This is a genomic window from Chromobacterium haemolyticum (assembly GCF_002081825.1).
GTDB lineage: Bacteria > Pseudomonadota > Gammaproteobacteria > Burkholderiales > Chromobacteriaceae > Chromobacterium > Chromobacterium fluminis.
This window is the reverse complement of record NZ_MUKU01000012.1, coordinates 74,690-91,807: the sequence shown is the minus strand read 5'-3', so window position 1 is coordinate 91,807 and position 17,118 is coordinate 74,690. Positions and strand designations below refer to the sequence as shown.

Sequence of the window (17,118 nt, the reverse complement as noted above, 5' to 3'; positions counted from 1 at the left end):
TGGCCCCCGGCGCTTGGCGCGTTGGGGGCTTTTTGCGTTGGCCCTCGGCCCGCGTTAGCTCCGCTGGGGGACTTTGTTGCGCATCAGGTCGCGCATCAGGAAGCGGCTGGGGTGGGTGGCTTGCATCAGGCTGCGGGCCACCGGGGCCGGCTCGTCCTCCAGCAGGGCGGCGAGGATTTCGCCGGACAGCGGCGCGGTGATCATGCCGCGCGAACCATGGGCCGTGTTGACGTAGAGACCGTCTATCCAGGGAGCGGCGGCGCTTAGTTTCAAGGAAGCGTCCTTGCTCAGCGGCAAATAGGCGTCGATCAGGCTTTGCGCGTGGGCGACCGGGCCGACGATGGGCAGGTAGTCCGGGCTGGTGCAGCGCAGCGCGGCGCGCCCGGCCAGGGCTTTGTCCAGCAAACCTTCTCCGCCCAAGGCCTGGTAGAGGCTGGGCGCCAGCCCCGCCAGCATTTGCAGATTTTCCTGATGCTCGAACAGATTGACGCCGAGATCTTCGGTGTTGAATTTGAAGGTGGCGCCCAGGCAGTGTTCGCCGAAACGGGCCGGGGAGATATAGCCTTCGCCGCACAGCACGGTGCGCAGCGCCTCGCTGTGTTCGGTGGCGCGCGCCACGGTGACTTGGCCGCGAATCTTTTTCAAGGGCAGGTGCTGGGTGGCGTCGAAGGAGCCGGTTTCCGCCGCCCCGGCCAGAATGACCACGGAGCCGATGGCCACGGATCCTTCATCGCCGATGGCGACCCAGCTTTTATCCAGCGGGTTGTAGTCCAGCTCCACGATGGTGCGGCTAGTGCGAACTTGGATATTGGGATGTTCCACCAGTTTGCGCACCAGAGCGGGCGGGTTGACCCAGCCGCCTTCCGGAAAGAACAGGCCGCCGTGCTGCAGTTCGACGCCGGCCAGCTCGCTGGCCTCGCTGGCGTCGACCGGGCGCAGGAAATCGGCGCCGAAACCGGCCGAGGCCAAGCCTTGCTGGCGCTCAGCCTCGGCCGCATCGTAGGCCAATTGCAATACGCCGCACCCGCGCCAGTTCGCGTCGTCTTCCGGCAATTGGGTTTTCAGCGTGCGGAGGCTGTAAGCGTAGCCGGACAGGATCAGGCGGGTCAGCGGGGTGAAGTGCGAAGACAGCTTGGTGTACAGCACGCCTTGCGGGTTGCCGGAAGCGCCGCGGGCCAGTTCGGGCAGGCGTTCTACCACGGTGACCTGCCAGCCGCGGCAAGCCAGGCTGTAGGCGCTGGCGGCGCCGGCGATGCCGCCGCCGATGACGATGGCGCTGCGTTCGCCATGGCGCCGCGCCGGGCGCGCGAACCACGGCGGCGACCACTCTCCGGCGGGCAGGGTTTGCAAATGGCCGTGGCTCATTTCCCGCTTATGGCCGAAACCGGCGGTTTTGCTGACGGCGAAGCCGGCTTCGCTCAAGCCGCGGCGCACGAAACCCGCGCTGGTGAACGTGGCGAAGGTGGCGCCGGGCGCGGAGAGCCGCGCCATGGTCTGGAACAACTCCGGTTGCCACATGTCCGGGTTCTTGGACGGGGCGAAGCCGTCGAGGAACCAGGCGTCGACGCGAGCGTCCACCTCCGGCAGCACTTCCAGAACATCGCCGATCAGCAAGGTCAGCGTGACGCGTCCCTGACTCAACAGCAGGCGGTGCCAGCCAGGGGGCAGCGCCTGGTATTGGGCCAGCAATTGTTGGGTCAGGCCGGCTAGCTGAGGCCAGAGCGCCAGCGCTTGGGTCAGGTCGCGCGGGGTCAGCGGAAACTTCTCCGCGCTGATGAAGTGCAGGCGCGTATCGGCCGGCGCGTATTGCAGGAAACACTCCCACGCGCACAAGAAATTCAGGCCGGTGCCGAAGCCGGTTTCCGCAATGGTGAAGTGGCCGCCGGCGGGCAGTTCGGCGAAGCGTTCGACCAAGCGGTTGTGCCGCAGGAAAACATGGCGGGTTTCGTCCAGGCCGGAGGCGCGGGAGAAGTAGACATCGCCGAATGCGAGGGAAACCGGTTGACCGTCGTGCCAGTCAAGTTGAGCGTGTGGGGTCATGCGCGCGGAGTCGGGGCGCGGCGCGGCGCCGCGGATGAATTAGGATGTTCTGATGATACCGCAGTTTCGCGTCGCGATCAGCGCCGCTCGGCGAGGCGGACGTTGAACCGGTTTACGATCAGTTGCGCTTCAGCGATGCGGCGTTAAAAACAAGCCCAAGATGCACGTGTACATTCCGCTTTCTCCGTCGTTTTCGCCTTGTCTCGCTAGATCGTAAACATGTTCTCAGATGATGCGCGAGGCGGCCAGATCCAGCCCTTCCGGTGCCAGGCTGTCCAGCCGTAGAGGCACGGCTTCGGCCAGTTGCGGGTAATGCTTTCCCAGCGAACGGTAGTAGAGCGGATCATAGTGCTTGGCCAGCAAATCGGCTACCAGCGCATCAAAGCGGTCGGCTCGGATCATCTGGTTCCAGGCGTCCAATTGCTCTCCTGAGTGCAAGCCCTTCAAGAACCCCAACTGGCGGATCAAGGCCTCGGGGTCTTGCAGGTAGAAGGCGTAATCTTCCAGCAGGAAGCGCACGCGTTCGGCCAAGGGCACGTCGATCAGCAGGCAGTCGCCTTGGTGCATCTGACGATACAGCGCATCGGGCAGGGTGACGAAGCCCACTTTCTTGCTTTCCGACTCGATGAAGACCGGTCGCATGGGGTCCAGGCCGCGAATCTGTTGCAGCAGCAAGGTGTCGAACCACTTTTGCGGCGGTTGCGGCAAGTCCGGCAGGCGGCCGAGCACCGAGCCGCGGTGATTGGCCAACTGCTCCAGATCCAACACTTGGTGGCCTGCGCGCGCCAAGGCATGCAGCAAGCGGCTTTTGCCGGAGCCGGTGGGGCCGCAGATCACGCGCAGCTTGAGCTGGCCCGGCAGCTCATCCAGCCATTGCAGCGCTTGGCGACGGTAGGCTTTGTAGCCGCCCTCCAACTGATGCGCTGGCCAGCCTATCTGTGCGAAGATCAGCGCCATGGAGCCGGAGCGTTGGCCGCCGCGCCAGCAGCAGATCAGCGGGCGCCAGGATTTGGGGCGATCAGCGAAGCGTTCTTCGATGTGTCGGGCGATATTCTTGGCGGCCAGCGCCGCGCCGACTTTGCGCGCTTCGAATGGAGAAACCTGTTTGTACAGCGTGCCGACGCGAATCCGCTCATCGTTGTCCAGAACCGGGCAGTTAATGGCGCCGGGAATATGATCCTCGGCAAATTCTGCCGGAGAGCGGACGTCGATGATCTCGTCAAACTGCTCAAGCTGTGATACGTTCGCGACCTTGAAAAGCATAAATATGGCGGAGTCCGCAAATGGCTGAAATCAAATTGACGCAATTGTCTCACGGCGGCGGCTGCGGCTGCAAAATTGCCCCGGCGGTGCTGGAGTCTATTTTGTCGACGGCCAAGGAAAAAATGGCCTTTCCCAATCTCTTGGTGGGTGCGGAAACCAGCGACGACGCCGCAGTGTATCAATTGAACGCCTCGCAGGCGATCGTGGCGACCACCGATTTTTTCATGCCCATCGTAGACGATGCTTATGACTTTGGCCGCATCGCCGCCACTAACGCCCTTTCGGACATTTACGCGATGGGAGCGACGCCCATCATGGCGCTGGCCATCGTCGGCATGCCGGTGAAGGTGTTGCCGGTGGAGACCATTCGCGACATCCTCTCGGGCGGCGAGTCGGTATGTCACGCCGCCGGCATTCCGCTCGCAGGCGGTCATTCCATCGACTCCCCCGAGCCTATCTACGGCCTGGTTGCCTTGGGCGTGGTACACCCGGATCAGCTCAAGCGCAACAGCGAGGCGCGAGACGGCGACGTGCTGATTTTGGGCAAGGGCCTGGGTGTTGGCGTGCTGGCGCAGGCGATGAAAAAAGGGGAGTTGGACGACAAGGGTTACCAGGCTTTGATCGCTTCCACCACCAAGTTGAACACGGTGGGAGCGGAGTTGGCGGCCATGGACGGCGTGCACGCGCTGACCGACGTCACTGGCTTCGGCTTGCTCGGCCATGCCTTGGAAGTATGCAAGGGCGCGAAGTTGGCGGCGCACATTGATATGGCCGACGTGCCGGTGATCGAGGAAGCCCGCGTTTTTGCGGAGCAAGGCTGCGGTCCGGGCGCGATCGAGCGCAACCTCGCCAGTTTCGGCGAGCACGTCGACTTTGGCGCGGATCTGCCGGAGTGGCAGTTACGGCTGTTGGCCGATCCGCAGACCAGCGGCGGCTTGCTGGCCGCGGTGGCGCCGGAGCAGGCGGACGAGGTTTTGGCGCGTTTCCAACGCGCCGGTTTCGCTTATGCCGCCAAGATAGGCCGCCTGGCCGCGGGCGAGGCTCGCGTCATTGTCCGCTGAGCGGCGCGATATGGACGAGGAGAAGCCGAAGAGCCCGCCGCTGGTCGCTCGCGACCGGCCTTTGGCGGAACTGGCTCGGCTGGCGCCGGGCCGGATAAGCGCCGCGCGGGGCCCCTCCGCCGGCGACACTCATATTCCGTGGTTCGACGGCAGCGTGGCGGCGGGCTTTCCGTCGCCGGCCGACGACTATCTCGAGCGTTCGCTCAATCTTAACGACTTTCTGATTCAGCACCCGGACACCAGTTTCTTCGTGCGCGTCGCCGGCGACGCCATGGCCGGGGCCGGCATTTTCGACGGCGATCTATTGATCGTCGATCGCATGCCGCCGCCGCGCCACAACGATGTCGTTGTGGCGGTGATGGGCGACGAGTTTCTGGTGCGCCGGCTGCATCTGAGCCCTGGGCACGCCTGCTTGCGCGCCGCGCAAGCAGGCTGCGCCGATTTGCCGGCGGAGACCGGCGTCGAGATCTGGGGCGTTGTCAGCGCGGTGGTGCGCTCGCTGCGCTAGCTTTGCCGGGCTTTTAAAAGGTCCAGCGTAGATTGAAAGTGGTGACGGCGACCCGCGTTTTGTGCGGCGTATAGTCCATCTTGGGCGCGTAACCCACTTCCAGCGCCAGCTTGCGGGTGCCGATGCTCAGTATGGGGTAGGCGACCACCTGCTTGACGCCGGAGCCGTCCAGATAACCGAGCAACAGGGTGGTGCCGGCGTAGAGCGGGCTGGAGCCCAACTGCCATTCTTTGCGCCAGCCGCCGGCGACGAACCAAGCCGTTTCGCGGAAGGAATCGCGATAAGAGCCGATGCGGCTTATCCAGCGTCCATCCGCGTCGTTGCCCAGCGGCGCCCATTCCAGCCCCAAGCCGGGGTTTTCACCGTTGAAGTCGCAATGTTTTCCGCTGCATTGGCTGTGTATGGATGCGCCGAACACCAGCAAGGAGATGTCGTTGTCGGCGTGGGCCAGGGAACAGGCGGCGCATAGGAGGCCGGCGCTCAGGAGTTGTTTCATGGTGATGCCCCTTTTTAAGATTCGGTAAGCGATTTCATCAGACGGGCGGCTCAAGACTTGGGACCTTTTGTCAGGGCCTGGTCCGATACCGCTCTCGATTTAATGCATAGATTAAGTTTTTCGGCAATGCCATGTGGAAGTGGCGCCAAGTGTAAAATTGAGTTCAAAATCGATAATAAGAGAGGCTTGAAAAGCAACTGGCCATGCCCAAATAGTGCATATCAACGTTCCGAAGGAGCCACTCCATGCGATTCGACAAGCTGACCACGAAGTTCCAGCAGGCGCTGGGGGATGCCCAGAGCCTGGCCCTGTCTCAAGACCATGCTTATATTGAGCCGCAGCATTTGCTGCTGACCATGCTTGACGACGCCGATGGCGGCATCGCCGGCCTGCTGGCGCGCGCCGGCGTCAATGTGCCCGGCCTGAAGGGCGCGCTAAACCAATCTTTACAGCGTTTGCCGCGGGTGCAGGGCAACGGCGGCGAGATCACCGTGTCGCGCGATTTGGCCAATCTGTTGAACCTGAGCGATAAGGCGGCGATGAAGCTGGGCGACGAGTTCATCGCCAGCGAGCTGTTCTTGTCCGCTCTGAGCCAGGACAAGGGCGAGGCTTCCCGGCTGTTGAAAGAGCATGGCGGTCAGCCTGCGGCGATTCAGGCCGCGATTGACGCGGTGCGCGGCGGCGAGAGCGTGTCCAACCAGGATGCGGAAAGCCAGCGAGAAGCCTTGAAAAAGTACACCCAGGACCTGACCGAACGCGCGCGTCAGGGCAAGCTGGACCCGGTGATCGGCCGCGACGACGAAATCCGCCGCGCCATCCAGGTTTTGCAGCGGCGCACCAAGAACAACCCGGTGTTGATCGGGGAGCCCGGCGTCGGCAAGACCGCCATCGTCGAAGGCCTGGCTCAGCGCATTGTTAACGGCGAAGTGCCGGAAAGCCTGAAAAACAAGCGCCTGCTGGTGCTGGACCTGGCCGCGCTGATTGCCGGCGCCAAGTTCCGCGGCGAGTTTGAGGAGCGGCTGAAAGCGGTGTTGAATGATCTGTCCAAGGACGACGGCCAGACCCTGATCTTCATCGACGAGATCCACACCCTGGTGGGAGCGGGCAAGGCGGAAGGCGCGATGGACGCCGGCAATATGCTGAAGCCGGCGCTGGCGCGCGGGGAACTGCACTGCATCGGGGCCACCACGCTGGACGAGTACCGTCGTTACATCGAAAAAGACGCGGCGCTGGAGCGCCGCTTCCAGAAAGTGCTGGTCGGCGAGCCTTCGGTGGAGGACACCATCGCCATCCTGCGTGGCTTGCAAGAAAAGTATGAGATCCATCACGGCGTGGATATCACCGACCCGGCCATTGTCGCCGCCGCCGAGCTGTCGCAGCGCTACATCACCGACCGCTTCCTGCCGGACAAGGCCATCGACCTGATCGACGAGGCCGCCAGCCGCATCAAGATGGAGCTGGACTCCAAGCCGGAAGAGATGGACAGGCTGGACCGCCGGCTGATCCAGCTGAAGATCGAGCGCGAGGCGGTGAACAAGGAGAGCGACGAGGCCTCGCAAAAGCGGCTGAAGCTGATCGAGGACGAGATCGCCGAGCTGTCGCGCGCCTATGCGGACCTGGACGAGATCTGGAAGGCGGAAAAAGCCGCGCAACAGGGCTCGCAGAGCATCAAGGAGGAGATTGAGCGGCTTAAGGTGGAGATGGAGGACCTGAAGCGCAAAGGCGATTGGCAGAAACTGGCGGAACTGCAGTACGGCAAGCTGCCGCAGCTGGAAGCAAGGCTGAAGGACGCGGAGGCGGCCGGCGCCGGCGAGCAGGCCAAGCCCAACCGTTTGCTGCGCACCCAGGTGGGGGCGGAGGAGATTGCAGAGGTGGTCAGCCGCGCCACCGGCATTCCGGTGTCCAAGATGCTGGAAGGCGAGCGCGACAAGCTGCTGCGCATGGAGGAGGTGTTGCATCAGCGCGTGGTGGGGCAGGACGAGGCGGTCAGCGCGGTGGCCGACGCCATCCGTCGCTCCCGTTCCGGCCTGGCGGATCCCAACAAGCCTTACGGCTCCTTCCTGTTCCTGGGGCCGACCGGCGTGGGCAAGACCGAGCTGTGCAAGACCTTGGCCGGATTCATGTTCGACAGCGAAGACCACTTGATCCGCATCGACATGTCCGAGTACATGGAGAAGCATTCGGTGGCGCGGCTGATCGGCGCGCCGCCGGGCTACGTCGGCTACGAGGAGGGCGGCTATCTGACCGAGCAGGTGCGCCGCAAGCCGTATAGCGTGATCTTGCTAGACGAGGTGGAGAAAGCGCACCCGGACGTGTTCAACATCCTGCTGCAAGTGTTGGACGACGGCCGCTTGACCGACGGCCAGGGTCGCACCGTGGACTTCAAGAACACGGTGGTGGTGATGACGTCCAATATCGGCAGTCAGCAGATACAGGCAATGGACACCGATGATTATCAGGTGATCAAGCTGGCGGTGATGGCGGAGGTGAAAACCCACTTCCGGCCGGAGTTTATCAACCGCATCGACGAGGTGGTGGTGTTCCACGGCCTGGGCGAGCAGCACATCAAGTCCATCGCCCGCATCCAGCTTAAGAGCCTGGAAGGCCGACTGGCCAAGCTCGATTTGGACTTGCAGATCAGCGAGGAGGCGTTGGCGCTGTTGTCCGAAGCCGGCTTCGATCCGGTTTACGGCGCGCGGCCCTTGAAGAGGGCGATACAGTCCGAGTTGGAGAATCCGCTGGCCAAGGCCATCCTGGCGGGCGAGTACCCGCCGAAATCCACCATTATGGTAGAGGCGCGCGACGGCCGTCTGAGCTTCGCCTGAGCACAGGCCCGCTCGTAAAAAAGCCCGGATTCCCGGGCTTTTTTTTTGCGCGGCGCGCTTAGCCGCGATCAGGGTGGCGGAAGCAGGCGGACATATGATCGTTGACCACGCCGCAGGCCTGTAGATAGGCGTAAATCACCGTGCTGCCGACGAAGTTCATGCCGGCTTTCTTCAGCGCCTTGCTGATGCGGTCGGACAGCTCGGTGCTGGCGGGCACCCGCTCATCGTCGCGGCGGCGTAGTATCGGCCGGCCGTCCACATGCGCCCACAGCCAGTCGGCGAAACTGCCGTGCTGTTGCTGCATTTGCAGGAATACCTTGGCGTTGCGGATGGCGCTCTGGATTTTCAGCCGGTTGCGCACGATGCCGGCGTCCTGCATCAGGCGCTCAACGTCGCCGTCGTCCATCGCCGCCACTTTGACCGGGTCGAAACCGTGAAAAGCGCGGCGGTAGCCGTCGCGCTTGCGCAGAATGGTGATCCAGGACAGACCGGCCTGAGCGCCTTCCAGAATCAGCATTTCAAACAGCTTGCGGTCGTCGCGCTCGGGACATCCCCATTCCTCGTCGTGATAGGCGACGTAGAGGGGATCGTCGCCGCACCAGGCACAGCGGGTTGGGACGGGCATCAGCGGTTATGCAGCAGGATGTCGCACTGCAGCCCCACTTTTTGCAAGCCGGTGCGGCTTTGCAGATTGACCACCAGAGGGTTGCGAATGTTCGCCTTCATCGTGGACAAGGCTGGATGTTGCTCGTCGGCCTGATTACTCAGCATGAGCAGGATGGCCACATCCTGCGGCTGTTGCAATTTCAGTTCGGACACCTCGGTGTCGTCCAATTCGATCTCGTAGCGGATGTCCAGCGCTTCCGGCGTGGTGATGCTGAAGATGACGCCGGGGTCGTCCAAGGATTGGAGCCAGAACACTTGAGGCTGCGCCTGAGTGGCGTTGTGAAACAGCTTGAAACGGGTGCAGTTTTCCAGCGCGGGAATGCCGCGGGGGAAAGTGATGACAGTGCTCTCGTCGATATCGACTTGGCCGAGCTGGCAGGACTGGAACAGCATGGCGTGGCTCCTAGCGTGACAATGTTCTCATTATGCATGGCGGCGGCGGCAATTGCACAAGCGGAACGCCGTCGCGGGAGAAGATTGCAAGCTGTGGTTGTGGCTGCGAGGTTAACGACCTATATCAATATTACTCGAATGTCGTATTTAAATTGGGTTGCGGCCGGCCGGCAGAGTGCCCGCGCGCGATGCTAAGGGGGATATCCCATGGGCTTGCCAGCAAAGCGGTTTCTGATTCTTGAAGACCAGCTGGTGTTGCGGAAATTGATTTCTCGTCAGGCCAGCTTCTTTAGCCGTTACGAAGTGGCCATCGATGAGTTCAGCGATCCGGCTGAGGCGCTGCGCAGCATCGGCGAGAACAACTACGACCTGATTGTCACCGATATCGGCATGCCGGGCATGAACGGCATCGACTTCATCAAACACGTGGCTTTACTCGGTTACCAGGCGGCGTTGCTGATCATTTCCGGCTATGACGGCAAGACCCTGAACACTATCAGCGAGATGGCCTGCAGCCTGGGCATAGGCAGCACCCGCTTTCTGTCCAAGCCGTATTCAGCGGAATCCTTTCTCACCGCGCTTAACAGCATCTTCAACGATCTGGAGCGCGCCTATCAGGTGCAGCAACTGGAAGTGGAGAGCTTTTTCGCCGATGTGTGTTCCGGGGAGTTCAAGCTGGAGCTTGAGCCGATCTTGAGCCTGCCCGGCCACCGGCTGGCAGGCTTCGACGTGGCGGCGCTGATCCGGCCGCAAGGGCGGGTGGAGTGGGGCGCGGGGCTGTTCAATGTGCTGGCGCGCCGCAAGGGAATTTCCGCGCTGGTGCTGGAGGAATTGGTGGCGCGCATCGCCAGCTTGCTGGCGGGCTTGCGCCAACAAGGATTGGGCGAGGAGTGTGGTTTCAATGTGCGCATCGACAAAGCCTGCCTGGAGAGTGAAAACCTGTTCGATCACTGTCATTCCCTGTTGCAGCAGCGAGGCGTGTCGCCGCGCCTGTTGGGCTTTGAGTTGGCCGAGGGCCTGGGCGAGCAATCGCCGGCTCAGGCTTTCGAGAACGTCGCCAAGATCAAGTATCTGGGGTTCCGGCTGATCGCCGATCACTTCGGTACCGGCTCGCTGACTCAGAGCAATATGCTCAAGCTGCCGTTCGACCATGTGAACATCCCCATCGAATCCCTGCAATGGATACGAGCCATGCTGGGAGCGGATCCGCAGGCGCTGCGTTTTTTGCGTATTTACGGCTTGCCGCCGGGGGCGATTACTGTAAGCGGCGTCGATGAGGAGGAAGATGTCGCGCTGGCGCAGGAGATGGGCTGTCCTTGCGTGCAGGGCGCTTGTATGGCTTTGCCGGTACGTGAAAACGAATTGAGCGATTATTTGCGGCGGAGCCAAGAAACCGCGGCGGCGGAAGGAGGCGCGGGATGAGTGTTGCGGCGGTGGATTTTTCGCGGATGCGGATACTGGTTGTGGATGATCAAACCTTGGTGCGTTCATTGATCGGCCAGGCCTTGCAGACCATGGGCATGCGTTCAGACGCCATTTTTCAAACCGCGGATGGCACCGCGTCGATGCGGCTGTTGGACATCCGCATGGTGGACCTGGTGCTGTGCGATGTGCAGATGGCGCCGATGAACGGCATGGACCTGCTCAAGGAGTTGCGTTGCGGGCACACCATGAATCCTTCCAACCTGCCTTTCGTGTTTTTGTCCGGCCATGCGGATCGCAGCAATGTGGTGCTGGCCAGCCAGCTGCACGCCGACGGCTTCGTGGTCAAGCCGCCGAAGCCGGCCGATGTTGAGAAGGCAATTGTGGCGGCGATGCAGCGCAAGCGGCCGGAAATCGATCCGTTCAGCTACTACGGCGTCGCCACCGGCACCGAATACGACCGCAAGGTCTTTGGCCGGCTATTCGACGCTCCGGCGCTGCCCGAGGCGCCGGCGGGCACGGCGGTGAGTTTGTTGACGGTCAAGGCCGGAGCGGTGCTGGCTCAGGACCTATTCAGTAAACACGGCCATTTGCTGCTGCCGCGCGGCGCCGCCATCTCCGCCAACCAGATCACGGTATTGCGTGATTTCAGCGATCGCTACGGCGTGTTGCGGCTTTTCGTCGAGGAGGTTTCCGAGACCGAAGCCGAGTCGTCTCGCGAACATTGAGTGGCCGTCAATGAAGTTTGCCAGGTCGCGCCAGGACCATATCAAATCCATACGCCGAGCGGTCATCCTGATCGTGCTGTTGCTCGGCGTGTTACAGGCGATGGCCATTCTGCGCTTGTTGAACGAGTCTTGGGATTCCTATCGCACGGCCCGGCACGTGGCTGAACTCAATCGCGATATTTCCGCCTTGTATCAGGCGGTTAGCTCGGAAAATCTGGAAAGCAGCAAGCTGCGCTTGTTGTTGACGGCGAAATCCCCGCCGACGCCCCAGCAGCGCGAGGAGCTAAGCGGGCTCGCCCGCAATACGGACGCCAAGTTCGACGTGGCGCTGGCCTCCATTCCCGTGATGACCGGCATGGACGCCTCCAGTCAGACACGGTTGCGCAATCTGGCCCACGATTTCAAAGTGCTGCGTGAGGAGTCCTCCGCGGAGTTGCGCCGGCCGGACTTTCAGAATGAGTCCTTGAGCAATTTGCTGTACTTGGCCACGGCGCGGATGCGCAACGAGGCCGGCGGCATTCTGGCCGCGGACATGGCGCAATTGGCCAGCCAGGGCGACCCCACCCTCAACGGCCTGATGATGATCAAGCAGAGCTTGTGGCAGCTGGGCGGCCAATTGCGCGGCAACGCGGTGGCGCTCATCATGCGCGAGCAATTGGGACACAGGATGAACCGCGACATCGAGGACGATCTGGCCTTCCGGCTTAGTTCCGCGATGTTGATGGTGGAGCAACTGCGCCCGGTGATCCTGGGGGTGCACGACGAAGCGCTGAAAACGGAGTTCACTAGTCTGACCACCTTGACGCTGAAGCTGCAATTGGTGGTGAAGCTGCAACTCGAGCAGATCGACGGCGCCCAGTCCTTCAATCAGGCCACGAATTTTCGCGCCGGCTTGGCGGAGCTGGACGGAGAGTTGCAGCGGGTTTTCGACATGGTGGAACGGATGACGGCCGATCGCATTGACGAGAGCCGACGAGTCAATTTGTTCCGCATGGTGCGCGACGGCCTGTTCGGCGTATTGGCGCTGGGCTTGGTGTTGGTGTTGCTGTACTACATGGTGCGGCGCGTGCTGCGGCCGTTGTCCGCCTTGAAGCATATGCTGGACGCTTCCGGCGACGCGGTGCTCATCGTCAATCGCAATGGGCGGATCGAGATCGCCAACGCCGGAGCCGGCAAGATGTTCGTTTACCCTCAGGCGGCGTTGCACGGCATGTCGGTCTACAGTTTGCTGGAGGTGCCGGGCGGCGCCGCGCATCTGACCCAAGCACTGAACGATCAGGAAACCGTAGCGCTGGCCGGGGAGGGCTTGTCCGCCAAGGGCGAGCGTTTCTATGTGGCGATTTCCCTCAGCCAGTTTAGAAATAGCCGGGACCACGGCTGGCGCATGCTCACGGTGCGCAATGAACAGCAAAGGCGGCAGGCGGAAACCTCGCTGGAGCGCAGCGTCGAGTTGTTATCCGCGATTTCTGTGGTGGAGGGCATGTTGTTGGCGCGGGAACCGCGCGACAAGGTGTTTGAAGAGCTGCACCGCGTGTTCTGCCACCATACCGGTGCTCGCGAATGCCTGCTGGTGGCTTGGTCGCCGTTGGACGAGGGCGGGCAGTCCTTGTGCTTGCAGGCCGGCCAATGGCCGCCGGAGTTGCCGCCACTGTCGGAAGTGGGGCATGCGGCCGCTCCGCTCAGTCAATTGTTCCAACTGCTCAGCGAGCGCTCTACCTGGATTTCCATGCCGGTGATGCTGGGCGGCGATGTCGCTGCCGCAGTGTGCATGCAACAGCCGGACGTGTACCGACTGGGCGTAGGCATGCAGCCTCTGATCGGCGCTTACGCCAATATCCTGGGTTTTTACGACGAAGAGGCTCGGCGCAAGGTGTCGGAAGCGCAGTTGCGCACCGTGCTGCAGGAAGAGGAGGCGGTGTTCGCCTCGTCCCCGGTGGGCTTGCTACGCCTGAACGAGCAATTGCAGATATCCCGTTCCAATCAGACGGCGGAAATGATTTTCGATGTCGGAATCTACGGCCTGGTTGGCATGCACTTGATGGAGCTGATGGCTTCGGATCAAGGCTGGATCGAGCTGACCGAGCATTTGCAGCAAATGCGGCAAGGCACGCGCGTCCATTGCGAGCTGGAGTGTTTTACCGGCGCCGGCCTCCCGATATGGGTTTTGTTCGAAGGTCAGATGGTGGCGACGGAAACGGTGGAGGGCGTGATGATCCTGGCCTGTCTGGACATCACCGAACGCAAGATGGCCGAGTTTGAGCTGCGCATGGCGCGGGACCAGGCCAATGCCGCCAACCGCGCCAAGAGCGCCTTTCTCGCCACCATGAGCCACGAGATCCGCACGCCGATGAACGGGGTGCTGGGCATGTTGGAGTTGTTGAACATGACCCGGCTAGATGGCGAGCAGCGGGACGCGGTGGCCACGATACACGATTCCGCGCATACGCTATTGCGTTTGATCGACGATATTCTGGATTTTTCCAAGATCGAGGCCGACAAACTGGAGATCGTTACCGCGCCCACGGCGACGCGGCCGTTTTTGGAGAGCATCCGCAGCCTGTACCAGGAAAACGCCTACAAGAAGGGCTTGGATTTTCAGCTGGAAGTGGATGAGCAACTGGCGCCGACGCTGGTGCTGGATCCCTTGCGCGTACGGCAGATTCTGCAGAACTTCATCAGCAACGCGATCAAGTTCACCGCTCAGGGCGGCGTGACCATCCGTGTCAAGGTGCTCAGCACCATGGCCAATTATCAATCGCTCAGCTTCGAGGTGGAGGACAGCGGCATCGGCATGACCGAGGACAGCTTGTCCAGGTTGTTCCAGCCTTTCACTCAGGCGGATTCCGACACCACCCGGCGCTTTGGCGGCACCGGCCTGGGGCTTGCCATCTGCCGGCGGCTGGCCGGTCTGATGGGCGGCCACGTGGAGCTGGAGAGCGAATTGGGCAAGGGCAGTTGCGCGAGCCTGTTGCTGGAAGCGGAGTGGTCGGAACAGGTGGTGGCCCCGGTCAGCCTGCCCCAGATCCATGTGCCGGCGGAGACGCCGCGCGAGGAGGAGATCGAAACCGCGGCGCCTTCGCCGGAGCAGCGCGTGTTGCCCATTCTGTTTGCCGAGGACAACCCGACCAACCGAAAGCTCACACTCAAACAACTGGAAAAACTGGGTTATTCGGCGGAATGGGCCGAGGACGGCGAGCAGGCCTTCGCTAAATGGCAAACCGGCCGCTACTCGATGATTCTGACTGATTGCCACATGCCTGGCATAGATGGTTATCAACTAGCGCGGCTGGTGCGCGCGCAGGAGCAAGAGGAACCGGCGCGAGGCCATATTCCCATCGTCGCCTGTACCGCCAACGCCGCCAAGGAGGAGCTGGACAAGACTCGTGAAGCGGGCATGGATGATTTCCTGACCAAGCCGCTGTCGATCGCGGAGCTGTCCGCCGCTCTGCAAAAATGGACGACGACGGAGGGCGCTCCGGAAATCGCGCCTCCGCCGCCTGCAGAGGCAGGGCCAGAGGACGGGCCGGTGGACCGCTCCGTTCTGCAGGTGTACAGCAACGGCGACTTGCAAGTGGAGCTGGAAATCCTGCGCGACTTCCAGCAGGGCAACGCCGAGGACGTGGGCGAGCTGCGCAGCGCCATTGCCGAAAGCTCCAGCGACCGCGTCAGCTTCGCCGCCCACCGGGTCAAGGGCGCCAGCCGCATGGTGGGCGTCAACGCTTTGGGCGACGCCGCCGAAGCGGTGGAAAAGGCGGGCAAGGCCCAGTCGCTGGAACAGGTGGCGGCCTTGATGCCGGCCTTCGACGCGGCGCTGGCCGAGTTTGAGGCCTGGATGGCCAGACAGAATGAAACCAATCCGGCCTGAGAACCTGTTTACGATCTGCTGCGCGTCGTGAGACGTGACACGGAGAGTACCGCTTCGAAATGCTCATGTACCGTGTGTACACGCCGCTTTCTCAGCGGTTTTCGCCTTGTCTCACCTTAGCTCGCTAGACTTTGAACAGGTGCTGAGGCGCGCCAAGGTCGGCTAGAATGTCCGACCATGAGCGAGCCAACATCACTTTACCCGCAGTTGGAAGCGGCGCTGCTGTGCCGCGACGTTGAGCGCAAGATGGCGCTGGCGGTCGAGGCCTTGCGGGGCTGGCGCGTCGACGCGCTGCCACGCCGAGTGGATGTGCCGCCGCCGTACCCGTTGCCCGAGGCTGGACGTCCTTCGCTGCCGGAGCTGGTGCATCCGTCTAAAGTGCCCAAGCGCAGCCTGTCCTCGCGACAAGGGCATGCCGCCTTGCTCCATGCCATCGCCCACATCGAATTCAACGCCGTCAACCTGGCGCTGGACGCCGCCTGGAGGTTTCGCGCGATGCCGGACGCTTTCGTCAGCGATTGGCTGCAGGTTGCGGCGGAAGAGGCGCGTCATTTTTCCCTCTTGCTGCGGCGTTTGCGGGAATTGGGGTACGACTACGGCGATTTCCCGGCTCACAACGGCTTGTGGGCGATGAGCTGCAAGACCGATTACGATCCGCTGGTGCGCATGGCTCTGGTACCCAGAGTACTGGAGGCCCGCGGTCTGGACGTGACGCCGGGCTTACAGCGGCGGCTGGCCGGCATCGGCGATCACGCGAGCGTGGCCGTGCTGGACATCATCCTGCGCGAGGAAGTGGGGCATGTGCGCATCGGCAACGCCTGGTTCGGCCGGCTGTGCCGGCAGCGCGGACTGGAACCGGAGGCCTGTTTTCAGGAACTGCTGCGGCGCCACGATGTCCAGCTTTACCGCGGGGCTTATAATCTGGCCGCCCGCGAGCGGGCGGGGTTTTCAGCCAGGGAGCTGGAGGCACTGCGCGCCTTGTGCGAAGACGACACCGCTTCAGCCGGCTAGAATGCCGGCGGCCTTACCTGGAACGATGAAACATGCTATTGAATTTGTTTAAGAAGATGCAAAGGCAGCGACGCTTCGCCATGACGGTGCTGCTGCTCAGCACCTTGATCTTTGCGCTCAGCTCGGCGCTGTGGCGCGGCTTTGACGGCGGTCCCGGTCCGTTGCTGGTCATTCTGTGTCCGCTGGCGATGTTGTTGGCCCTGATCTGCCAGTTCAGCGCTTTGCTGGCATTGTCGAAAAGACCTTAAACCAAAAAAGGATTTTTAAAACAGCGGCTTAAAGTGTTGATTGCGGACGGCGAGCGGGCTTGACTGACATCGGCAGGCCGCGCATAATCGCCCCCGTATCGATAAGGGTCAGGGCTCCACATTGGGTGGAGCCTTTGCTTTTTGGAATTTTCGGAGAAACCGAGTCATGGACCATCAGGCATTCCTGCGCCAATTGGAAACCAATGCGCTGCCTGCATCCGACTTCAACCATCGCGCGCATTTGTACGCCGCCTGGGCCTATCGTCGCCAATACCCGGCGCCGGAGGCCGCCGCCCGCTGCGCGCGCGCGCTGTCCCGTTTCGCCATGGTGAACGGCGCGGCGATGAAGTACCACCACACCCTGACCATGGCCATCCTGGTGATTTTGTACAGCCGGATGGCCAGCCAGCCGCAGTTGCTGGAAGATTGGGAAGCGTTCGCCAGCCACTGCCCGGACATGCTGGCCGACCCCCGCGCGGTGATCCTGCAACACTATTCTTCAGAGCGCTTGGACGACGAGTCGGCGCGCAAAGGCTTTGTTGAGCCGGACCGCGAGCCGTTGCCGATGTCCTGTCTGCTGCACTGAGCCCAC

14 protein-coding genes are annotated in these 17,118 nt (G+C 62.3%); 9 read left to right on the top strand and 5 right to left on the bottom strand.

What is annotated here, in order from left to right; translation table 11 throughout:
- Positions 1-54 precede the first annotated feature (54 nt).
- Both mnmC and mnmH read right to left on the bottom strand, forming a co-directional pair.
- Positions 55-2,040 carry a bifunctional tRNA (5-methylaminomethyl-2-thiouridine)(34)-methyltransferase MnmD/FAD-dependent 5-carboxymethylaminomethyl-2-thiouridine(34) oxidoreductase MnmC gene (gene mnmC / locus B0T39_RS11455; RefSeq protein WP_081546689.1) on the bottom strand — a complete coding sequence of 662 codons (1,986 nt, stop codon included), beginning with the start codon at positions 2,038-2,040 and terminating at the stop codon, positions 55-57.
- Between the two features lie 225 nt (positions 2,041-2,265).
- The gene (mnmH, locus tag B0T39_RS11450) at positions 2,266-3,303 is read right to left on the bottom strand and encodes a tRNA 2-selenouridine(34) synthase MnmH (RefSeq protein WP_081546687.1); all 1,038 of its coding nucleotides are present in this window, start codon (positions 3,301-3,303) and stop codon (positions 2,266-2,268) included.
- A 20-nt stretch (positions 3,304-3,323) separates the two neighbouring features.
- Between mnmH and selD the strand changes: the two genes are divergently transcribed.
- Positions 3,324-4,364 (top strand): selenide, water dikinase SelD, encoded by a 1,041-nt coding sequence (gene selD, locus B0T39_RS11445; RefSeq protein WP_081546685.1) that lies wholly within the window; start codon positions 3,324-3,326, stop codon positions 4,362-4,364.
- Between the two features lie 10 nt (positions 4,365-4,374).
- Positions 4,375-4,872: a LexA family protein gene (locus B0T39_RS11440; protein ID WP_081546683.1), complete on the top strand. Its 498-nt coding sequence runs from the start codon at positions 4,375-4,377 to the stop codon at positions 4,870-4,872.
- 13 nt (positions 4,873-4,885) lie between these two features.
- On the opposite strand, the gene B0T39_RS11435 is transcribed toward B0T39_RS11440, so the two are convergent.
- Positions 4,886-5,368 (bottom strand): hypothetical protein, encoded by a 483-nt coding sequence (locus B0T39_RS11435; RefSeq protein WP_081546681.1) that lies wholly within the window; start codon positions 5,366-5,368, stop codon positions 4,886-4,888.
- A 245-nt stretch (positions 5,369-5,613) separates the two neighbouring features.
- Here B0T39_RS11435 and clpB point away from each other — a divergent pair, with 245 nt between their 5' ends.
- Positions 5,614-8,193, top strand: coding sequence for an ATP-dependent chaperone ClpB (clpB, locus tag B0T39_RS11430; RefSeq protein ID WP_081546679.1), 2,580 nt, complete (start codon positions 5,614-5,616; stop codon positions 8,191-8,193).
- 58 nt (positions 8,194-8,251) lie between these two features.
- Here clpB and B0T39_RS11425 read toward each other — a convergent pair whose 3' ends face one another.
- Both B0T39_RS11425 and fliW read right to left on the bottom strand, forming a co-directional pair.
- On the bottom strand, positions 8,252-8,818 hold the full coding sequence (locus B0T39_RS11425; RefSeq protein ID WP_081546677.1) for a DNA-3-methyladenine glycosylase I: 567 nt from the start codon (positions 8,816-8,818) through the stop codon (positions 8,252-8,254).
- Positions 8,818-9,252 carry a flagellar assembly protein FliW gene (gene fliW / locus B0T39_RS11420; RefSeq protein ID WP_081546675.1) on the bottom strand — a complete coding sequence of 145 codons (435 nt, stop codon included), beginning with the start codon at positions 9,250-9,252 and terminating at the stop codon, positions 8,818-8,820. The genes B0T39_RS11425 and fliW overlap by 1 nt, the downstream gene beginning before the upstream one ends.
- Positions 9,253-9,459: 207 nt before the next feature.
- Here fliW and B0T39_RS11415 point away from each other — a divergent pair, with 207 nt between their 5' ends.
- From B0T39_RS11415 to B0T39_RS11390, 6 genes are all read left to right on the top strand, one after another.
- Positions 9,460-10,674 carry an EAL domain-containing response regulator gene (locus tag B0T39_RS11415; RefSeq protein ID WP_081546673.1) on the top strand — a complete coding sequence of 405 codons (1,215 nt, stop codon included), beginning with the start codon at positions 9,460-9,462 and terminating at the stop codon, positions 10,672-10,674.
- Positions 10,671-11,402 carry a response regulator gene (locus B0T39_RS11410; RefSeq protein WP_081546671.1) on the top strand — a complete coding sequence of 244 codons (732 nt, stop codon included), beginning with the start codon at positions 10,671-10,673 and terminating at the stop codon, positions 11,400-11,402. Before B0T39_RS11415 ends, B0T39_RS11410 begins: the two co-directional genes overlap by 4 nt.
- Before the next feature lie 10 nt (positions 11,403-11,412).
- Positions 11,413-15,267, top strand: coding sequence for an ATP-binding protein (locus B0T39_RS11405; RefSeq protein ID WP_081546669.1), 3,855 nt, complete (start codon positions 11,413-11,415; stop codon positions 15,265-15,267).
- Between the two features lie 177 nt (positions 15,268-15,444).
- Entirely contained in the window at positions 15,445-16,278 is an 834-nt protein-coding gene (locus B0T39_RS11400) for a ferritin-like domain-containing protein (protein WP_081546667.1), read from the top strand.
- Positions 16,279-16,310: 32 nt separating this feature from the next.
- Positions 16,311-16,526 carry a hypothetical protein gene (locus tag B0T39_RS11395; RefSeq protein WP_081546665.1) on the top strand — a complete coding sequence of 72 codons (216 nt, stop codon included), beginning with the start codon at positions 16,311-16,313 and terminating at the stop codon, positions 16,524-16,526.
- 166 nt (positions 16,527-16,692) lie between these two features.
- Positions 16,693-17,112 carry a hypothetical protein gene (locus tag B0T39_RS11390; protein WP_019101451.1) on the top strand — a complete coding sequence of 140 codons (420 nt, stop codon included), beginning with the start codon at positions 16,693-16,695 and terminating at the stop codon, positions 17,110-17,112.
- Positions 17,113-17,118: the final 6 nt, after the last annotated feature.